General features: G+C 64.3%; 19 protein-coding genes and 1 tRNA gene. 12 read left to right on the top strand and 8 right to left on the bottom strand.

The window, feature by feature from the left end; all coding sequences use genetic code 11:
- Positions 1-103: 103 nt before the first annotated feature.
- From ugpE to CIT39_RS00495, 5 genes are all read right to left on the bottom strand, one after another.
- Positions 104-952, bottom strand: coding sequence for a sn-glycerol-3-phosphate ABC transporter permease UgpE (gene ugpE / locus CIT39_RS00515; RefSeq protein WP_094976057.1), 849 nt, complete (start codon positions 950-952; stop codon positions 104-106).
- Positions 952-1,833 carry a sn-glycerol-3-phosphate ABC transporter permease UgpA gene (gene ugpA / locus CIT39_RS00510; protein WP_094976058.1) on the bottom strand — a complete coding sequence of 294 codons (882 nt, stop codon included), beginning with the start codon at positions 1,831-1,833 and terminating at the stop codon, positions 952-954. Before ugpA ends, ugpE begins: the two co-directional genes overlap by 1 nt.
- Positions 1,834-1,880: 47 nt before the next feature.
- A complete protein-coding gene (gene ugpB, locus CIT39_RS00505; protein WP_094976059.1) occupies positions 1,881-3,197 on the bottom strand; it encodes a sn-glycerol-3-phosphate ABC transporter substrate-binding protein UgpB in 1,317 nt (438 codons plus the stop codon).
- Between the two features lie 282 nt (positions 3,198-3,479).
- A complete protein-coding gene (locus CIT39_RS00500) occupies positions 3,480-4,658 on the bottom strand; it encodes a CaiB/BaiF CoA transferase family protein (protein WP_408612827.1) in 1,179 nt (392 codons plus the stop codon).
- Between the two features lie 210 nt (positions 4,659-4,868).
- Positions 4,869-5,294, bottom strand: a complete 426-nt coding sequence (locus tag CIT39_RS00495; RefSeq protein ID WP_094976061.1) for an organic hydroperoxide resistance protein — start codon at positions 5,292-5,294, stop codon at positions 4,869-4,871.
- A 155-nt stretch (positions 5,295-5,449) separates the two neighbouring features.
- Here CIT39_RS00495 and CIT39_RS00490 point away from each other — a divergent pair, with 155 nt between their 5' ends.
- Positions 5,450-5,911 carry a MarR family winged helix-turn-helix transcriptional regulator gene (locus CIT39_RS00490; protein WP_094976062.1) on the top strand — a complete coding sequence of 154 codons (462 nt, stop codon included), beginning with the start codon at positions 5,450-5,452 and terminating at the stop codon, positions 5,909-5,911.
- A 3-nt stretch (positions 5,912-5,914) separates the two neighbouring features.
- Here CIT39_RS00490 and CIT39_RS00485 read toward each other — a convergent pair whose 3' ends face one another.
- From CIT39_RS00485 to CIT39_RS00475, 3 genes are all read right to left on the bottom strand, one after another.
- Complete coding sequence (locus CIT39_RS00485) at positions 5,915-6,151, bottom strand: GIY-YIG nuclease family protein (protein WP_094976063.1); 237 nt, start codon at positions 6,149-6,151, stop codon at positions 5,915-5,917.
- Positions 6,152-6,306: 155 nt separating this feature from the next.
- Positions 6,307-6,382 (bottom strand) — tRNA-Ala (locus CIT39_RS00480).
- A 91-nt stretch (positions 6,383-6,473) separates the two neighbouring features.
- A complete protein-coding gene (locus CIT39_RS00475; RefSeq protein ID WP_094976064.1) occupies positions 6,474-6,881 on the bottom strand; it encodes a TIGR02300 family protein in 408 nt (135 codons plus the stop codon).
- A 110-nt stretch (positions 6,882-6,991) separates the two neighbouring features.
- Here CIT39_RS00475 and aroA point away from each other — a divergent pair, with 110 nt between their 5' ends.
- The 11 genes from aroA (at position 6,992) to CIT39_RS00420 (ending at position 18,360) form a co-directional block, all read left to right on the top strand.
- Positions 6,992-8,380 (top strand): 3-phosphoshikimate 1-carboxyvinyltransferase, encoded by a 1,389-nt coding sequence (aroA, locus tag CIT39_RS00470; RefSeq protein ID WP_244607492.1) that lies wholly within the window; start codon positions 6,992-6,994, stop codon positions 8,378-8,380.
- Positions 8,377-9,015: a (d)CMP kinase gene (cmk, locus tag CIT39_RS00465; protein ID WP_094976066.1), complete on the top strand. Its 639-nt coding sequence runs from the start codon at positions 8,377-8,379 to the stop codon at positions 9,013-9,015. The genes aroA and cmk overlap by 4 nt, the downstream gene beginning before the upstream one ends.
- Before the next feature lie 263 nt (positions 9,016-9,278).
- A complete protein-coding gene (gene rpsA, locus CIT39_RS00460) occupies positions 9,279-10,985 on the top strand; it encodes a 30S ribosomal protein S1 (protein ID WP_162308826.1) in 1,707 nt (568 codons plus the stop codon).
- 224 nt (positions 10,986-11,209) lie between these two features.
- Entirely contained in the window at positions 11,210-12,190 is a 981-nt protein-coding gene (gene sppA / locus CIT39_RS00455) for a signal peptide peptidase SppA (protein WP_094976068.1), read from the top strand.
- Between the two features lie 170 nt (positions 12,191-12,360).
- Positions 12,361-12,666 carry an integration host factor subunit beta gene (locus tag CIT39_RS00450; protein WP_007598410.1) on the top strand — a complete coding sequence of 102 codons (306 nt, stop codon included), beginning with the start codon at positions 12,361-12,363 and terminating at the stop codon, positions 12,664-12,666.
- 74 nt (positions 12,667-12,740) lie between these two features.
- Positions 12,741-13,133: a DUF1049 domain-containing protein gene (locus CIT39_RS00445; protein WP_094976069.1), complete on the top strand. Its 393-nt coding sequence runs from the start codon at positions 12,741-12,743 to the stop codon at positions 13,131-13,133.
- Between the two features lie 64 nt (positions 13,134-13,197).
- Positions 13,198-13,857, top strand: a complete 660-nt coding sequence (locus tag CIT39_RS00440; protein WP_094976070.1) for a phosphoribosylanthranilate isomerase — start codon at positions 13,198-13,200, stop codon at positions 13,855-13,857.
- Positions 13,854-15,071 (top strand): tryptophan synthase subunit beta, encoded by a 1,218-nt coding sequence (gene trpB / locus CIT39_RS00435; protein ID WP_094976071.1) that lies wholly within the window; start codon positions 13,854-13,856, stop codon positions 15,069-15,071. The genes CIT39_RS00440 and trpB overlap by 4 nt, the downstream gene beginning before the upstream one ends.
- Entirely contained in the window at positions 15,068-15,904 is an 837-nt protein-coding gene (gene trpA, locus CIT39_RS00430; RefSeq protein WP_094976072.1) for a tryptophan synthase subunit alpha, read from the top strand. Before trpB ends, trpA begins: the two co-directional genes overlap by 4 nt.
- A gap of 174 nt (positions 15,905-16,078) precedes the next feature.
- A complete protein-coding gene (gene accD / locus CIT39_RS00425; protein ID WP_094976073.1) occupies positions 16,079-17,020 on the top strand; it encodes an acetyl-CoA carboxylase, carboxyltransferase subunit beta in 942 nt (313 codons plus the stop codon).
- A complete protein-coding gene (locus tag CIT39_RS00420) occupies positions 17,017-18,360 on the top strand; it encodes a bifunctional folylpolyglutamate synthase/dihydrofolate synthase (RefSeq protein WP_094976074.1) in 1,344 nt (447 codons plus the stop codon). Before accD ends, CIT39_RS00420 begins: the two co-directional genes overlap by 4 nt.

Below are 18,360 nucleotides of genomic sequence, written 5' to 3'. Positions count from 1 at the left end.
GCACCGGCGAATAGCGAATAAGGAGTGGCGAATGGGGACTGGTTAGCACGCAAGGCGGACGTAGCGACCCCATTCGCTACTCGCCACTCACCATTCGCCATCTTCACTTTTCCGTCTCGACCAGCCCGCGCACGAACAGTTTTTGCATCACGACGACGACGAACACCGGCGGCAGCATGGCCAGCACGGCGGTCGCCATCACGATCGGCCATTCGGTCAGCGCGTCGGTGGTGGTGATCATCTTGCGAATGCCGACCTGAATGGTCTGCATGTCGTCGCGGGTCGTGATGAGCAGCGGCCAGAGATATTGATTCCAGCCGAGGATGAACAGGATCACGAACAGCGCTGCCATGTTGGTGCGCGACAGCGGCAGCAGCGTATCCCAGAAGAAGCGCAAGGGACCTGCGCCGTCGATGCGCGAGGCTTCCAGCAGTTCGTCCGGCACCGTCATGAAGAACTGGCGGAACAGCAGCGTCGCGGTGGCCGAGGCGATCAGCGGCAGCGCCAAGCCCGCATAGCTGTCGAGCATGTGCAGGTCGGCGACGATCTTGTAGGTCGGATAGATGCGGACCTCGACCGGGAGCATCAGGGTGATGAAGATGATCCAGAAGATCGGCATCCGGAACGGAAAGCGGAAATACACGATCGCATAGGCCGAGATGATCGAGATCGCGATCTTGCCGACTGCGATCAGCAGCGCCATCACCAGCGAGTTCAGCATCATGTTGCCGACCGGCTCGCGGGTCGAGCCGCTCGTGCCGACAAAGATGGTTTGATAATAGGTCTCGAAGAAATGACCGCCCGGCAGCAGCGACATCTGTCCGTTCGCGATCAGCGCGTTGTCCTGGGTCGAGGCGATGAACGCGATGTAGACCGGGAAGGCGACGATCGCGATTCCGATCCAGAGAATGACGTGGGCGACGTAGCGCCGAAAGCCCTCTTCCTCGACCATCAGTAGGTCACCTTGCGTTCGACGAAGCGGAACTGGATTCCCGTCAGCACGATGACCATGACCATCAGGATCACCGATTGCGCCGCGGAGCTGCCGAGATTGCCGCCGAGCAGGCCGTCGGAATAGACTTTGTAGACCAGCGTCACCGTCGAGGTGCCGGGACCGCCGCGGGTCATGGTGTCGATGATGCCGAACGTGTCGAAGAAGGCGTAGACGATGTTGACGACCAGCAGGAAGAAGATGGTCGGCGACAGCAGCGGGAAAGTCACGGTCCAGAACCGGCGCATCGGACGCGCACCGTCGATCGCGGCGGCTTCGAGCACGCTTTTCGGGATCGCCTGCAGTCCGGCGAGGAAGAACAGGAAGTTATACGAGATCTGCTTCCAGGCGGCGGCGAGGATGATCAGCGTTGCCGCCTGGTCGCCGTCGAGCAGCGGATTCCAGTCGACCCCGATCGCGCGCAAATAGCGTGCGATGATGCCCAGCGAGGGATGCAGCATGAAGATCCAGAGCACGCCAACGACCGGCGGCGCCACTGCATAGGGCCAGATCAGGAGGGTGCGATAGAGCATCGAGCCGCGCAGCGGCTTGTCCGCCATGACGGCGAGCAGCAGCGCAAAGGACAACGACGAGACGGCGATCGCGAAGGAGAAGAAGAAGGTCCGGACGATCGCCTCGAAATAGGCGGGATCCCTGAACAGCTCGATGTAATTGTCGAACCAGACGAAGGTGGTCGAGAGACCGAAGGCGTCCTGCAGCAGGAAGGACTGGATCACGGCCTGTAAGGCCGGCCAGTAGAAGAAAATCAGGACGATCGCGAGCTGCGGCGCAACCAGCGCGTAAGGCAACAGCTTCGATTGAAAAATGGCTTGCTTTTGCATGGTGCCCCAGAGCGGCAGGCCGGGTGGCCGGCCTGCCGCTCATCGCCTTACTTCACGGCGGTCTTTTCGAACTGACGCAGCATCGTGTTGCCGCGCTCGACGGCGGCATCCAGCGCCTGCTTGGCGGTCTTCTTGCCGGCCAGCGCCTGCTCGATCTCTTCCGACCAGACGTCGCGCAGCTGCACCATGTTGCCGAGGCGCAGGCCGCGCGAATTCTCGGTCGGCTCCTTGTTGGTCAGCTCGAGCAGCGGGGTCTCGAGATAGGGCTGGTCCTTGTAGAAGCCCTCGGCCTTGGCTTTCTCATAGGCTGCCTTGGTGATCGGCAGATAGCCCGAGGCCTTGTGGATGTAGACTTGGCGATCGGTGTCCGAGAGGAAGGTCAGGAATTTTGCGACGCCCTTGTATTCGTCGGCCGGCTTGCCGCCCATGACCCAGAGCGAAGCGCCGCCGATGATCGAGTTCTGCGGGGCGCCCTTGACATCAGGATAATACGGCATCGGCACCGCGGTGAAGTTGAACTTGGCCTGCGCCTTGACGTTGCCGAAGAACGCCGACGAGGTCAGGTAGATCGGACATTCGCCCGACGTGAAGCGGCCTTCGCCGGTGTTCGTGCGGCCGGCATAGTCGTAGGTCTTGTCCTTCTGGAGCTCGACCAGCTTCTCGAGATGCTTGACCTGGAGCGGTCCGTTGAACTCGAGCTTGGTGTCGAAGCCGTCGAGGCCGTTGGCCTTGCTGGCGAGCGGCACGTTGTGCCAGGCGGAGAGCTGCTCGAGGTTGACCCAGGTAACCCAGGAGCCGGAGAAGCCGCAGGTCGGATGACCGTTGTCGTGCAGCTTCTTGGCGGCGGCGAAGGTTTCGGGCCAGGTCTTGGGGATCTCGACGTTCGCCTTCTTCAGCTCGTCGAGATTGACCCACATCACGGTCGACGACGAGTTGAAGGGGAAGGACAGCATCTCGCCCTTGGACGTCGAGTAGTAACCGGTGATGGCGGGCAGGTAGATCTTGGGATCGAACTTCTCGCCGGCGTCGGCCATCAGCTTGTAGACCGGCTTCACGGCGCCGGTCGCAGCCATCATGGTGGCGGTGCCGACCTCGAACACCTGCATGATGTGCGGCGCGTTGCCGGCACGGAACGCCGCGATGCCCGCGTTCATCGTGTCGGCGTAATTGCCCTTGTAGGTCGGGACGACCTTGTAGTCGCTCTGCGCCGCGTTGAAGTCGTTGGCGAGCTTGACGATGACGTCGTTGTTGGCGCCGGTCATCGCGTGCCACCACTGGATTTCCGTCACGGCCAGCGCCGGCGACGCCGTCATGCCGATCGTGAGTGCAAATGCGGTAGCCGCGCCAAAATGTCGAAGAGCCATCAAGTAAACCTCCCTTGGCCGTCAAAAGATGCGCTTGCGCTAGCAGCGCCATATGACGTTCACATGACTGTGTAAGCGGGCGAAACGAAAGCGGCAAGCGCTGGAAAAGGGAAGCCGGCAAATAGGCGAAGACGGAGCGGGGCAGCCGCCTCCGTTCGCGGTGCACACGCGTGGATCGCGCCGCAGTGCGGCATTGATGTGAGGTTGGCGATCAGCTACTGGCTCGAAAACCTCCCCCGCGTGCGGGAGAGGGAGTGCACCACCGTTGACGCCCGTCTTACCTCAGCGCTTGCGCTCCGGCCCGCAGACGGTGCCCTTCTCGACCATTGCGTCGATCTCGGCCTTGGAATATCCGAACTCGCCGAGCACTTCCGCCGAGTGCTGGCTGAATTTCGGCGGCAGCCGGCGCAGGCTCGGCTTGCTGCGATCGAGCCGGATCGGCGATGCCACGCCCTTGTACCAGTCCTTCTCGATAATATCGCCGCGCGCGATCGTGTGCGGGTTCGTCAACGCCTGGTCGATCTTCTGCACGGGCCCTGCAGGCAGGCCCGCGGCGAGCAGGCGATTGCACAGCGGCTCGGCCTCGTGCTGGCTGAACACGGCGGCAAGCTCGGCGCGCAGCGCCTCGCGGTTGGCGATGCGGTCCTTGTTGCGGGCAAAGCGCGGATCGGTGCCGAGCTCGGGCTTGCCGATCTCCTTGGCCAGCTTGCGGAAGGTGCCGTCATTGCCGACGCCGATGAAGATGTTGTCGGTCTTGGTCGGGAAGATCGCATAAGGCACGAGGTTGGGATGCTCGTTGCCGGTGAGCGACGGCGGCTTGCCGTGCATGAAATAATTCGCGGTGTGCGGATGCATGATGGCAAGGCCGGTCTCGTACAGCGTGGTCTCAAGGAACTGGCCCTTGCCGGAGCGCTGCCGCTCCGACAGCGCCATCAGGATGCCGATCGCCGCGTAGAGGCCGGTGCCGATGTCGACCAGGGGCACGCCGATCCGCATTGGTCCGCTCTCGGGCGAGCCGGTCGCCGCGATCATGCCGGTCATGGCCTGGATGATGGCGTCATAGCCGGGATTGCCGCCGCGCGGACCGTCGGCGCCGAAGCCGCAGATCCGGCAATGCACGAGGCGCGGGAATTTCTTGCTGAGGATTTCGTTGCCGATGCCCCATTTCTCCAGCGTGCCCGGCTTGAAATTCTCGATCAGGACGTCGGCCGTCTCGAGCATCTTGAGCAGCACGATGCGGCCGCCCTCGGAGGCGAGGTCGAGCCCGATCGAACGCTTGTTGCGGTTGATGCCGATGAAATAGGCCGCGTCCTCTTCGTGGAAGGGAGGACCCCAGTCGCGCACTTCGTCGCCCGCGGGCGGCTCGACCTTGATCACGTCGGCGCCGTGGTCGGCGAGAATCTGGGTGCAGTAGGGACCGCCGAGCACGCGCGTGAGATCGATGACGCGCAATCCGCTCATTGCGCCCAATGCTGCTCCAGAACTGGCGGCTTCAGTCATGCCTTCGCGTCCCCTGTGTCGGTCATTTGATCACAGGCCTAGCGAGGTTTCCCGGTGCCAGCAATGGCGCCGAGCGTAGGGGGTCATGCAGGCGCACGCCGCATGCCGCGGCATGGCAAATGGCAGCGGCCGGCCCGGGGGGATCCCGGGCCAGCCAATCCGCAATTTCGGTCAGACGACCGTCAGGCGAACGTCGACATTGCCGCGCGTGGCATTGGAGTACGGGCACACCTGGTGCGCCTTCTCGACCAGCGCCTCGGCCTCTGCGCGGGCGAGGCCCGGCAGCGAGACGGCGAGATCGATGTCGAGACCGAAGCCGCCCTCGGAACGCGGGCCGATGCCGACGGTCGAGGTCACGGAGGCATCAGCCGGAACCTTCGGCCCGCCCTGCGACGATACGAACTTCATCGCGCCGATGAAGCAGGCGGCATAGCCGGCCGCAAACAGCTGCTCGGGATTGTTGCCGGCGCCGCCGCCGCCGCCGAGCTCCTTCGGCGTGGTGAGCTTGACATTCAGCGAGCCGTCGAGGGTCGCAGCCTTGCCGTCGCGGCCGCCGGTGGCCTTGGCGCTGGTCTTGTAGAGGACGTTCACGGACATTGTCGTCTCCTCGGGTCTTCCGGTTGGGGTAAGTTCTGTATCGCAGACAATTAGATTGTGCGCAATTGAAATTGGCATGGCTCACATTTAATTGTTCGCAATTGAATGTGCCGCCCGCCGGCACCAGAATGGGAGGAAATCCCGTGAGATTCTCCATGCCTCGAAAACACTCGGCAGCGGACGCGCCGCTGCGGCTCGACAACCAGATCTGCTTCGCGGTCTATTCGGCCGCGCACGCCTTCAACCGCGTCTACAAGCCGCTGCTGGACCGGCTCGGCCTGACCTATCCGCAATATCTGGTCATGCTGGCGCTGTGGGAGCGCGACGACGTGCCGGTCAAGGACATCGGCGAGAAGCTGTTCCTGGATTCGGGCACGCTGACGCCGCTGCTCAAGCGGCTGGAGGCCGCGCATCTCGTGAGGCGCACGCGTAGCAGCGAGGACGAGCGCCAGGTCCTGATCGCGCTGACGCCGCAGGGGCATGCGCTGAAGGAGAAAGCGCGCGCCGTGCCGCAATCGATCCTGGCAGCGTCGGACTGCTCGGTGTCGGAGCTGGTCGCGATGAAGGACGAGATCGTCGCGCTGCGGGATCGGCTGAATGCGGTGATCGGGGAGTAGGTGCTAGAGGCGCTTCTTGGCAAACGCTCGGCCGGAAGCTGACTTCAGGTACTTCTCGAATGCGACGGCCTGCTTCTCGTTGCTGAAAGCGATGTAAGTCTTGATGCGCCATGGCCCGTATCTCGAGGTATGCGGCACCTCGCCGGTATTGTGCTTTGCAAGCCGGGCTCGAAGGTCGTCGGTGATGCCGATGTAGAAGTGGAGCGAATCGAGGCTTTCGAGGATATAAACGTACTTCATGGCGGATCGTCCCCGCCGTTCAGCCTATTGGATATGCATGCGCTTTCCGAGGCCCGGCTTCGCCCTTCGGGCTACGTCGCGGCAGCCTTCGCTAGCTTCGCTACGATAGAGCGGAGCTGGCTTGCCGAGCCGAAGCTCGCGAAGCGAGCGAAGGCTGGTGGAGCCAGGCGGGATCGAACCGCCGACCTCTTGCATGCCATGCAAGCGCTCTCCCAGCTGAGCTATGGCCCCTTAGTCCTTGTGGGGATCCTGGTGGATCACCCGCACCGGCGAGCCCTGGTGACTCGCGCGGTGCACCCTTTTTCACAGATCAGGGCTGATCTCAAGTCTCTTCATCACCTCCGACATCACCAATGATGTCGGTAACGTCCTCATCGCCCTCTTCTTCGTCGGCAATGAAGGTCGAATCATCGTCATCGTCGTCGTCGAGGGTCTCGTCGACCTCGATATCGTCCTCGGATTCGGGCACGACGGCCTTGACCTTGCCGCTGTTCTCCTCGGCGTCGGCCTCCTCGAGCGAGACCTCCTCGACCTCCGCCGGCTCCGGCGTGGCATCCGCCGTCGCCGCGTGCCGGGCTTCGGCGCCGCGGGGCACGCGCGCGGGCGCGACGGGGGCGATCGGCACGACTTCGCCGGTATAGGGCGAGATCACCGGATTCTTGTTGAGGTCGTAGAACTTCTTGCCCGTGGTCGGGCAAATACGTTTGGTTCCGAGTTCTGACTTGGCCACGGCAGGAATCCTGGGAATGTCTGAAAAGCGGTGTTTCACTTGGCTAGTTGGCGGGCCGCTGTCAATAGCGCATTACGGGAGAACGACATGCCCGTGACGGGGTGCTGACCATGTGGTACCTGCGCCGAGCCCCCCTCGAGGGCGCATCCAAGGACCCAATCGTGACCCATTCCGACCAAACGAGGCCGCTCCAGGCTCGCGCCAGCGGGCCCCTGACCGGGAAAGTACGGGTGCCCGGGGACAAGTCGATCTCCCATCGTGCCCTCATCCTGGGTGCGCTCGCGGTGGGCGAGACCAGGATTTCGGGTCTGCTGGAGGGCGAGGACGTCCTCAACACCGCCAAATCGATGCAGGCGCTGGGCGCCACCGTGGAGCGGACCGGCGATTTTGCCTGGAAGGTGCAGGGCGTGGGCGTCGCGGGCTTCGCCCAGCCCAAGGCTCCGCTGGATTTCGGGAACTCCGGGACCGGCTGCCGGCTGGTGATGGGCGCCGTCGCCGGCTGCCCGATCTCGGCGGTTTTCGACGGCGACGCCTCGCTGCGCAGCCGGCCGATGCGTCGGATTCTCGATCCCCTGGAAAAGATGGGTGCGAAGGTCATCTCCGGCAGTGAGGGCGGCCGTCTGCCCCTGACCCTCCAGGGTGCGCGCGATCCGCTCCCGATCACCTACAAGACCCCGGTCGCCTCGGCCCAGATCAAATCGGCGGTGCTGCTGGCGGGCCTGGCTGCGCCGGGCACCACAACCGTGATCGAGAGCGAGGCCAGCCGCGACCATACCGAGCTGATGCTCAAGCATTTCGGCGCCGATATCACCTCCACGCGCGAGGGCACGCATGGCCGCAAGATCGCACTGGTCGGCCAGCCTGAGCTGCACGGCGCCACCGTCGTTGTGCCCGCCGATCCCTCGTCCGCGGCGTTCCCGATCGTCGCCGCGTTGATCGTCGAGGGCTCCGATGTCGTGCTGACCGACGTCATGACCAATCCGCTGCGCACCGGCCTGTTCACAACGCTGCGCGAAATGGGCGGCTTCATCGAGGAAAGCGAAGTTCGCGGCGATGCCGGCGAGCCGATGGCGCGCTTGCGTGTACGCGCCTCGAAGCTGCGCGGCGTCGTGGTGCCGCCGGAGCGCGCGCCCTCGATGATTGATGAATATCTGGTGCTGGCGGTGGCAGCCGCCTTCGCCGAGGGCACGACGATCATGCGCGGCCTGCAGGAGCTGCGCGTCAAGGAATCCGACCGCCTGGAGGCCACCGCCGCCATGCTGCGCGTCAACGGCGTCAAGGTCGAGGTCTCCGGCGACGATCTGATCGTCGAAGGCCGCGGTCACGTCCCCGGCGGCGGCACGGTCGCCACCCACATGGACCACCGCATCGCGATGTCCGCCCTGGTGATGGGCTGCGCCTCCGATCAGCCGGTGACCGTCGACGACACCGCCTTCATCGCCACCAGTTTCCCGGACTTCATTCCGATGATGCGTTCGCTAGGGGCCGAGTTTTCATGATCATCGCCATCGACGGGCCCGCGGCCTCGGGCAAGGGGACGCTCGGCAAGCGTCTCGCGCATCATTACGGCTATCGTCATCTCGATACCGGCGTGATCTACCGTGCGGTGGCTTATGCCCTGATGCAGTCCGGTCACGATCTCCGGGACGAGGAGGCTGCGGTCGCGGCGGCGCTGGAACTCGATCCCGAGAAGTTCGGCAATCCGGCCCTGAAGACCCAGAAGGCCGGCGAGGGCGCCTCGATCGTCTCGGCGATCCCGAGGGTCCGCGAGGCCCTGGTCAATTTTCAACGGCAATTCGCCGCCGATCCGCCCGGTGCCGTGCTGGACGGCCGGGACATTGGAACCGTGATCTGCCCGCATGCGGACGTGAAGATCTTCGTCGTGGCCGACCCAAAAGTCCGCGCGCGCCGCCGGACCATGGAGGCCAAGGCAAGGGGCGAGGAGGCCGACGAGGCCGCCGTGCTCGCCGACATCATCCAGCGCGACGAACGTGACAAGAACCGGGCCATTGCGCCTTTGAAACCGGCCGCGGATGCTTACTTGCTTGATAACTCCCAACTGGATATAGAAGGCGGCGTCCGGGCCGCCATCGACATTATCGAGGCCGTCCGAGCGGGCCGGTTGCGGGGTTAAGCCGCTGCCGTCATTGGAGGAAGCGCCCGCTCCCGCTCTTTGAGGTCGATACGTCGGGTCCTTCCGGGACCGGCGCGATCCAGGCTCCGGACATAAGATTTCCACGTATCGAACGCGCGGGCCTCAGCCGGCCCGCTTCCGCTGTTCCGGCGCAAACCGGAGCAACGAGCGGTCGCTCGAAGGTTTTGTGGACCTTCCGACACTGCGCGCCCGATACGCCCTTGAACCCAACGGCCGGCACGACTTCCGCAACTGGAGAACAAATGGCTTCGACTTCCGCTGATACCTATAGCCCGTCGCGCGACGATTTCGCCGCGATGCTCGATGAGTCCTTCGCAGGTGGCAACCTGCAGGAGAGCTCCGTCATCAAGGGCAAGGTTGTTGCAATTGAAAAGGACATGGCCGTCATCGACGTCGGCCTGAAGACCGAGGGCCGCGTCGCCCTGCGCGAATTTTCCGGCCCCGGCCGTGACAGCGAACTGAAGGTCGGCGACGAGGTCGAAGTGTTCCTCGATCGGATCGAGAACGCGCTCGGCGAAGCCGTACTGTCGCGCGACAAGGCGCGCCGCGAAGAGAGCTGGGGCAAGCTCGAGAAGGCGTTCCAGAACAACGAAAAGGTCAACGGCGTCATCTTCAACCAGGTCAAGGGCGGCTTCACCGTCGACCTCGACGGTGCCGTGGCCTTCCTGCCGCGCTCGCAGGTCGACATCCGTCCGATCCGCGACGTTGCGCCGCTGATGAACAACTCACAGCCGTTCCAGATCCTCAAGATGGACCGCCGCCGCGGCAATATCGTCGTGTCCCGCCGCACGGTTCTCGAAGAGACCCGCGCCGAGCAGCGTCAGGAACTGGTGCAGAACCTCGAAGAGGGTCAGGTCATCGACGGCGTGGTCAAGAACATCACCGATTACGGTGCGTTCGTTGATCTCGGCGGCATCGACGGCCTGCTGCACGTCACCGACATCGCGTGGCGCCGTGTCAACCACCCGACCGAGGTGCTCTCGATCGGCCAGACCGTGAAGGTCAAGATCATCAAGATCAACCACGAGACGCACCGCATCTCGCTGGGCATGAAGCAGCTGCTGGACGATCCGTGGCAGGGCATCGAAGCCAAGTACCCGCTGGGTGCCCGCTTCACCGGCCGCGTCACCAACATCACCGACTACGGTGCGTTCGTCGAGCTCGAGCCGGGCATCGAAGGCCTGATCCACGTCTCCGAGATGTCGTGGACCAAGAAGAACATGCACCCCGGCAAGATCGTTTCGACCTCGCAGGAAGTCGAAGTGCAGGTGCTGGAAGTCGATTCCGTCAAGCGCCGCATCTCGCTCGGCCTCAAGCAGACCATGCGCAACCCGTGGGAGGTCTTCGTCGAAGGTCACCCGACCGGTTCGACGGTCGAGGGCGAGGTCAAGAACAAGACCGAGTTCGGTCTGTTCCTGGGTCTCGAAGGCGACGTCGACGGCATGGTCCATCTCTCCGACCTCGACTGGAAGCTTCCGGGCGAGCAGGTGATCGACAACTACAAGAAGGGCGACATGGTGAAGGCCGTGGTGCTCGATGTGGACGTCGAGAAGGAGCGCATCTCGCTCGGCATCAAGCAGCTCGAAGGCGACCCCTTCGCCGAGCCGGGCGATGTCAAGAAGGGCGCGGTCGTGACCTGCGAAGTGCTCGAAGTGAAGGAAAGCGGTATCGAGGTGAAGATCGCCGGGACCGACTTCACCACCTTCGTCAAGCGCTCGGAGCTCGCCCGTGACCGCAACGACCAGCGCGCCGAACGCTTTGCCGTCGGCGAGAAGGTCGATGCCCGCGTGATCCAGTTCGACAAGAAGGCCCGCAAGGTCCAGGTGTCGATCAAGGCGCTCGAAGTTGCCGAAGAGAAGGAAGCCATCGCGCAGTACGGCTCCTCCGATTCGGGAGCAACGCTCGGCGACATCCTCGGCACCGCGCTCAAGAACCGCGACAGCAAGTAAGCGAAACGCATTTCGCTGCATCGAGCCCCGGCGCGAGCCGGGGCTTTTTTGTTGTGCTTATCGTTCTTGTAGCCCGGATTACGCTGCACTCGATCCGGGCTACGCAGCCGGGCCTCAAGAGGCCTTGTTTTCTTCAAATTGCGCCGCAATTGATGTATCCAGATAAGCCGTTGGTCACGCTGTGAGGGCACAACGCGTCCGGCCTTTCATTTGGAGATATCTAGATGTCGCTCGATTCGGACATCATCGTCGATCGCCGCAGGATCCGCCGCAAGCTGACGTTCTGGCGCGTGATGGCTGCGCTGATCGCGATAGCGGCGATTGCGGGCTTTGCGCTGATCGCGACACCCGGCGCGCGCGGCACCTTCGCATCCGCCGGCTCGATCGCGCGGGTCCAGATCGACGGCCTGATCCGCAGCGATTCCGATCGCACGCAGGCGCTGGAGCGGCTGGAGAATTCGCAGGCCGCGGCCGTCATCGTTCACATCAACTCGCCGGGCGGCACCACCGCCGGCTCCGAGCAGCTCTACGATTCGCTTGTCCGGCTTAAGGCGAAGAAGCCGCTGGTCGTGGTGGTCGAGGGCCTGGCTGCCTCCGGGGGCTACATCACGGCGATTGCCAGCGACCACATCATCGCCCAGCAGAGCTCGCTGGTCGGGTCGATCGGCGTGCTGTTCCAATATCCCAACGTCAGCGAGCTCCTGAAGACCATCGGCGTCAAGGTCGAGGAGGTGAAGTCGTCGCCGCTGAAGGCTGCGCCCAACGGTTTTGAGCCGACCAGTCCCGAAGCGCGGGCTGCCCTCGATGCGCTGGTGAAGGATTCCTATGCCTGGTTCAGGGGATTGGTGAAGGAACGGCGTGGCATGGATGACACGCAGCTCGAGAAAGTGGCTGATGGCCGCGTCTTCACGGGACGCCAGGCGATCGATCTCAAGCTGATTGATCAGATCGGTGACGAGAAGACGGCGGTGACCTGGCTGGTCGAGCAGAAGAGCGTCAAGAAGGGTCTTCCGGTACGCGACTACAAGCTCCAGCCGCGCTTTGGCGATCTGCCGTTCCTCAAGACGGCGGCTGCTGTCACGCTGGAAGCGCTCGGTTTGGGCTCGATTGCGCATCAAATCGGGCAAACCGGCGTCGCGCAAGCGGTCGATCGGTTTGGAATGGACGGAATGCTGGCCCTGTGGCAACCGGCCGCCTCAAATTGACGGGCCGGGCGAGCGCCTGAGGGTTTTCCCGTCCGACGGGCGTCGGGTCAGCCCGCTTTTTCGGCATTTGTCACGCATTTTCACGACGCCCAGCCTTGATTTAGCGTCTTGACAGATCAAGGTATTTTCACGGAAATGGTCATCCGCACGCTCCCGGGTCCTATCTCTCGATGATCAAATCCGAACTTGTTCAGCGTATCGCCGAGCACAACCCGCATCTATACCAGCGGGATGTCGAGAACATTGTGAATGCGATTCTCGAAGAGATCGTAGCGGCCCTCGCGCGCGGTGACCGCGTCGAGTTGCGCGGCTTCGGTGCCTTCTCGGTCAAGCATCGCCCTGCACGCGCCGGGCGCAATCCACGCACCGGCGCCCACGTGCCTGTCGATCAGAAGAGCGTTCCGTTCTTCAAGACCGGCAAGGAAATGCGCGAGCGGCTGAACCGCGACCATCCGGATCCCGGCGCGCCTGACTAAGGATGTCGTCGTCGGGGTTTAACCTGATAGCCGCATGATGCGGCCGCAAGCTTGATTCAAGACGAGCGATCGCGATGCGAAAGTTCCTGACCGCGCTGATCGTGATACCGCTGGGCCTGATCCTGGTGGCCTTCGCCGTTTCCAACCGGCACTTCGTCACGGTCTCGTTCGATCCCTTCATAGCGAACGACCCGTCATTGTCGGTGACGCTGCCGCTGTTCCTGCTCATGATCCTGGTCGCCGCCCTCGGCGTCTTCGCCGGCGGCTGTGCCGTCTGGTTCGGTCAGCGGCACTGGCGGCGCGCGGCGCGCCGCCACGAGGCGGATTCACGGGCTGCCAGGCTCGAACTGGCCGATTTGCGGGCCCAGGCGGCCGCGGCAAAGCCCGGCTCGCAGCGCCTTCCCGTTCCCTCCGGGGTCGGGCTTTACGGGCCCATCGGGCGAGACAAGCAGCGCGCGACGTTGTAGAAGCGGCCCGACCGAAAACCCCGTTTTCCGGCCGCACCTTGCGGCCTCCATTTGCTTTGAGACCATGTCCCTGCTCGTCAAAATCTGCGGCCTGTCCACGCGCGAGACGCTTCAAACGGCGCTCGAGGCGGGTGCGGATATGGTGGGGTTCGTGTTCTTCCCGCCTTCGCCGCGGCATCTGTCCCTGGAGCTCGGCCGGGATCTCGGCCGCCAGGCGAAGGGGCGCGCGCTCAAAGTGGCGCTCACCGTCGATGCCGATGATGCGACGCTCGACAACATCATGGATGCGCTGTCGCCGGACATTTTCCAGCTGCACGGCAAGGAGAGCGTGGCGCGGCTGCGCGACATCAAGCAGCGGTTTGGCCGCCCGGTGATGAAGGCGGTCCCGGTCGAGGTCGCTGTGGATCTTGCCGTGCTGCCCGGCTACACGGCGGTCGCCGACCGCATCCTGTTCGACGCGCGGGCACCGAAAGACGCGACGCGGCCCGGCGGCCTCGGTACGCCCTTCGACTGGCGCCTGCTCGGAAACCTCGAGCTCAAGCTGCCGTATATGGTTTCGGGCGGCCTTCATGCGCAGAACGTCGCCGAGGCTCTTCGCGTCACCGGCGCGGGCGGCGTCGACGTGTCCTCCGGTGTCGAGAGCGCTCCCGGCGTGAAGGACCCCGAGATGATCAAGGCCTTCATTCGCGCCGCGCGCGCTAGCCAAGAGTTGAGTGTTCGATGAACATCGCCAAACCCAATTCCTATCGCAGCGGCCCCGACGATCGTGGCCATTTCGGCATCTTCGGCGGCCGCTTCGTCGCGGAAACCCTGATGCCGCTGATCCTCGATCTGGAGAAGGCCTACACCGAGGCCAAGGCCGATCCGGCGTTCCAGACCGAGATGAACGGCTATCTCAAGAACTATGTCGGCCGGCCCTCGCCGCTTTATTTCGCCGAGCGCCTTACCGAGCATCTCGGCGGCGCCAGGATTTACCTGAAACGCGAAGAGCTCAACCACACCGGCTCGCACAAGGTGAACAACGTGCTCGGCCAGATCATGCTGGCACGGCGCATGGGCAAGAAGCGCATCATCGCCGAGACCGGCGCGGGTCAGCACGGCGTCGCCACCGCGACGCTATGCGCGCGCTTCGGGCTCGAATGCATCGTCTACATGGGGGCCGTCGACGTCGAGCGTCAGCAGCCCAACGTGATCCGCATGGAGATGCTGGGCGCCACGGTGATGCCGGTGCAGTCGGGCACGCGCACGCTGAAGGATGCCATGAACGAGGCGCTGCGCGACTGGGTCACCAACGTGCACAACACCTTCTACTGCATCGGCACGGTCGCAGGCCCGCATCCTTATCCGACGCTGGTGCGCGACTTCCAGTCGATCATCGGCAACGAGACCAAGGCGCAGATGCAGGAGGTCGAGGGCCGTCTGCCGGATTCGCTGGTCGCCTGCATCGGCGGTGGCTCCAACGCGATGGGCCTGTTCCATCCGTTCCTCGATGATCCCTCCGTCGAGATCTTCGGCGTCGAAGCCGCGGGCCACGGGCTGACGCAGCTCCACGCGGCCTCGATCGCGGGCGGCCGTCCCGGCGTGCTGCACGGCAACCGCACCTATCTCCTGATGGATGCCGACGGCCAGATCCAGGACGCCCATTCGATCTCCGCCGGCCTCGACTATCCCGGCATCGGCCCCGAGCATTCCTGGCTGCACGAGGTCGGCCGCGTGAACTATCTCTCCGCGACCGATGATGAAGCGCTCGCTGCATTCCAGCTGCTGTCGAAGCTCGAAGGCATCATCCCCGCGCTCGAACCCGCGCACGCCATCGCCAAGGTGATGGAGCTCGCGCCGAAGCGCCCGAGAGATCACCTGATGGTCGTCAACCTCTCCGGCCGCGGCGACAAGGACGTCCCGCAGGTCGGCGACATCCTGAGGGGCAAGAGCAAGTGACCACGCGTATCGACACTCGTTTCGCCGAGCTCGCGAAACAGGGCCGCTCGGCCTTTGTCACCTTCCTGATGGCGGGCGATCCCGATCCCGCGACCTCGCTCGAGATCATCAAGGCGCTGCCGAAATCGGGCGCCGACGTGATCGAGATCGGCATGCCCTTCACCGATCCGATGGCCGATGGTCCGTCGATCCAGGCTGCAGGCCTGCGCGCGCTCAAGGCCGGCATGACGCTGAAGAAGACGCTGGAGCTGGTGCGCGGCTTCCGCAAGGACGACAACGCGACGCCGATCGTGCTGATGGGCTATTACAATCCGATCTACATCTATGGCGTCGACAAATTTTTGGTCGATGCCAAGAGCGCGGGTGTCGACGGCCTTATCATCGTCGATCTGCCGCCTGAAGAAGACGACGAGCTCTGCCTGCCCGCGATGAAGGCCGGCCTCAACTTCATCCGCCTGGCGACGCCCACGACCGACGACAAGCGCCTGCCGGCCGTGCTCGCCAACACCTCGGGCTTCGTCTACTACGTCTCCATCACCGGCATCACCGGGGCCGCGACCGCGGACTCCTCGGCCGTGAGCGAGGCGGTTGCCCGCATCAAGCGGCACACCAAGCTGCCGGTCTGCGTCGGCTTCGGCATCCGCACCCCGGAGACCGCGCGCGACATTGCCTCCCATGCCAACGGCGCCGTGGTCGGCACCGCGCTGGTCGATGCGCTCAAGAACAGCCTCGACGTCGAGGGACGGGCGACCGGCAAGACCGTCAACGCCGTGGCGGAGCTGACGGCGGCCCTGGCCCAGGGCGTCAAGGGCGCGCAACAGGCGGCGGAATAGGCCATAATTCCGCTTTGGCTCTTTAGTTTGAGCATGATCTTGTCGGAAAACCGCGTCACACTTTTCCGGATCATGCTCTAAGGCGGGCGACACGGCGGCTTGCCGGGCAGCGGCCCGGTCGCCATATATCCCTTCAGGCGATCCGCGAGGCGGGTTCGCACATCGGAGCAAACCATGAACTGGCTTACCAACGTGGTCCGGCCGAAGATCCGCAACATGCTGCGGCGGGAGACGCCGGAGAATCTGTGGATCAAGTGCCCGGATTCCGGACAGCTCGTGTTCTACAAGGACGTCGAGGCCAACCAGTTCGTCATCCCGGGCTCGAACTACCACATGCGCATGGGCGCGGTGGCGCGTCTGAAGTCGATCTTCGACAACGAGACCTGGTACGACGTCGCGCTGCCCGAGGTCACGCCCGATCCGCTCAAGTTCCGTGACGAGAAAAAATACGTCGACCGCATCAAGGATGCGCGCGCCCGGACCAATCTGAACGACGCGGTCAAGGTCGGCTACGGCAAGCTCGAAGGCTCCGCCGCCGTCGTCGCCGTGCAGGATTTCGACTTCATGGGCGGCTCGCTCGGCATGGCCGCAGGCGAAGCCCTCGTGCGCGGGCTCGAGCTCGCGGTCGAGAAGAAATCGCCGTTCATCGTGTTCGCGGCGTCAGGCGGCGCGCGCATGCAGGAAGGCATCCTGTCGCTGATGCAGATGCCGCGCACGACCGTCGCGGTGCAGATGCTGCGCGAGGCGAAGCTGCCCTACATCGTCGTGCTGACCAATCCGACCACCGGCGGCGTCACCGCGTCCTATGCGATGCTCGGCGACGTGCAGATCGCCGAGCCCGGCGCGCTGATCGGTTTTGCCGGCGCCCGCGTGATCGAGCAGACCATCCGCGAGAAGCTGCCTGAAGGATTCCAGCGCGCCGAGTACCTGAAAGAGCACGGCATGGTCGACATGGTCGTGCATCGCCACGAATTGCGCCCGACCCTGGCGCGGCTCTGCCGTCTGCTGACCAGAGCGCCGGCGCTGGAGACTGCATCGAAGTCGGTGCAGCCGGTGGTCAGCCCGGCACAGATCGTCTCGGCCGCCGAGACGGCGTCGGCTGCGCCGCACGCGTGAACGCATCCCCTGACAGCGCGAAGACGCCGCTCGGCGAATTGATCGGGCGGTTGTCGGTCCTGCATCAGAAACGCATCAACCTCGGGCTGGAGCGGATGCACCGCCTGCTCGATCGGCTCGGCCACCCCGAACGCAAATTGCCGCCGGTGATCCACATCGCCGGCACCAACGGCAAGGGCTCGACGCTCGCTTATCTGCGCGCGACGCTGGAGGCCGCAGGCCTGCGCGTGCATGCCTACACCTCGCCCTATCTCGTTCGTATCAACGAATGCTTCCGCCTCGGCCGCGCCGGCGGTGGCGTGCTGGTCGGTGACGACGAATTGCGTGCCGCGCTGGAAGAGGTCGAACGCGTCAATGCCGGTGAAGCCGCGACATTGTTCGAGCTGAAGACGGCGGCCGCCTTCCATTTGTTTGCGCGGAACCCGGCCGACGTCGTGCTGCTCGAAGTCGGCCTCGGCGGCCGGCTCGATTCGACCAATGTGGTCGACACGCCGGCGGCCTGCGTGATCACGCCTGTCAGCATGGATCACATGGATTTTCTCGGGGACACCCTGACGTCGATCGCCGGCGAGAAGGCGGCGATCATCAAGCACGGTGTGCCCGTGATCTGCGCCGAGCAGGCGGGCGAAGCCATGGCTGTGATCGAGGCGCAGGCCAAGCGCATGCGCGCGCCACTGTTTGCGGCGAACGAGAGCTGGCACGTCAATGTCGAGCACGGTCGGCTGGTCTATTCGGACGATCGCGGCCTGATGGATCTCACGGCGCCGCGGCTGTTCGGCCGCCACCAGTTCGACAATGCCGGACTTGCGATCGCGACGCTGCGCGCCATCACCATCTTCAAGATCAGTCACGCCGCGTTCGAGGCTGGTATCGTCGGCGCCGAATGGCCGGCGCGGATGCAGCGCATCACCTCGGGCACGCTGCTGTCCTGGGGGCCGCAAGGCTCGGAGATCTGGCTCGACGGCGGGCACAATGCAGAGGGCGGCCGCGTCGCCGCGGCGGCGCTAGGCGATCTCGAAGAGCGGGTGTCGCGGCCGCTGGTGATAATTGCGGGCATGATGGCCAACAAGGACGCGCAGGCGTTCCTCGCCAATTTCGCCGGCCTCACCCGTCACATCATCGCGGTGCCGATTCCCGACATTGAGAACGCGATGCCGGTCGATCGCCTTGCGGATGCCGCGGGCAGCCTCGGCATGCGCGTCGAGATGGTCTCCGGCGTCGAAGCCGCATTGCGTGGCCTGTCGAAGCTCGCCTACGAGGTGCCGCCGCGCATCCTGATCACGGGCTCGCTGTATCTGGCCGGCCACGTGCTGGCGATCAACGGCACGCCTCCTGCATAG

Source organism: Bradyrhizobium symbiodeficiens (assembly GCF_002266465.3).
GTDB lineage: Bacteria > Pseudomonadota > Alphaproteobacteria > Rhizobiales > Xanthobacteraceae > Bradyrhizobium > Bradyrhizobium symbiodeficiens.
Note: the sequence above shows the minus strand (reverse complement) of the source record. Positions and strands in the feature narration are given on the sequence as shown.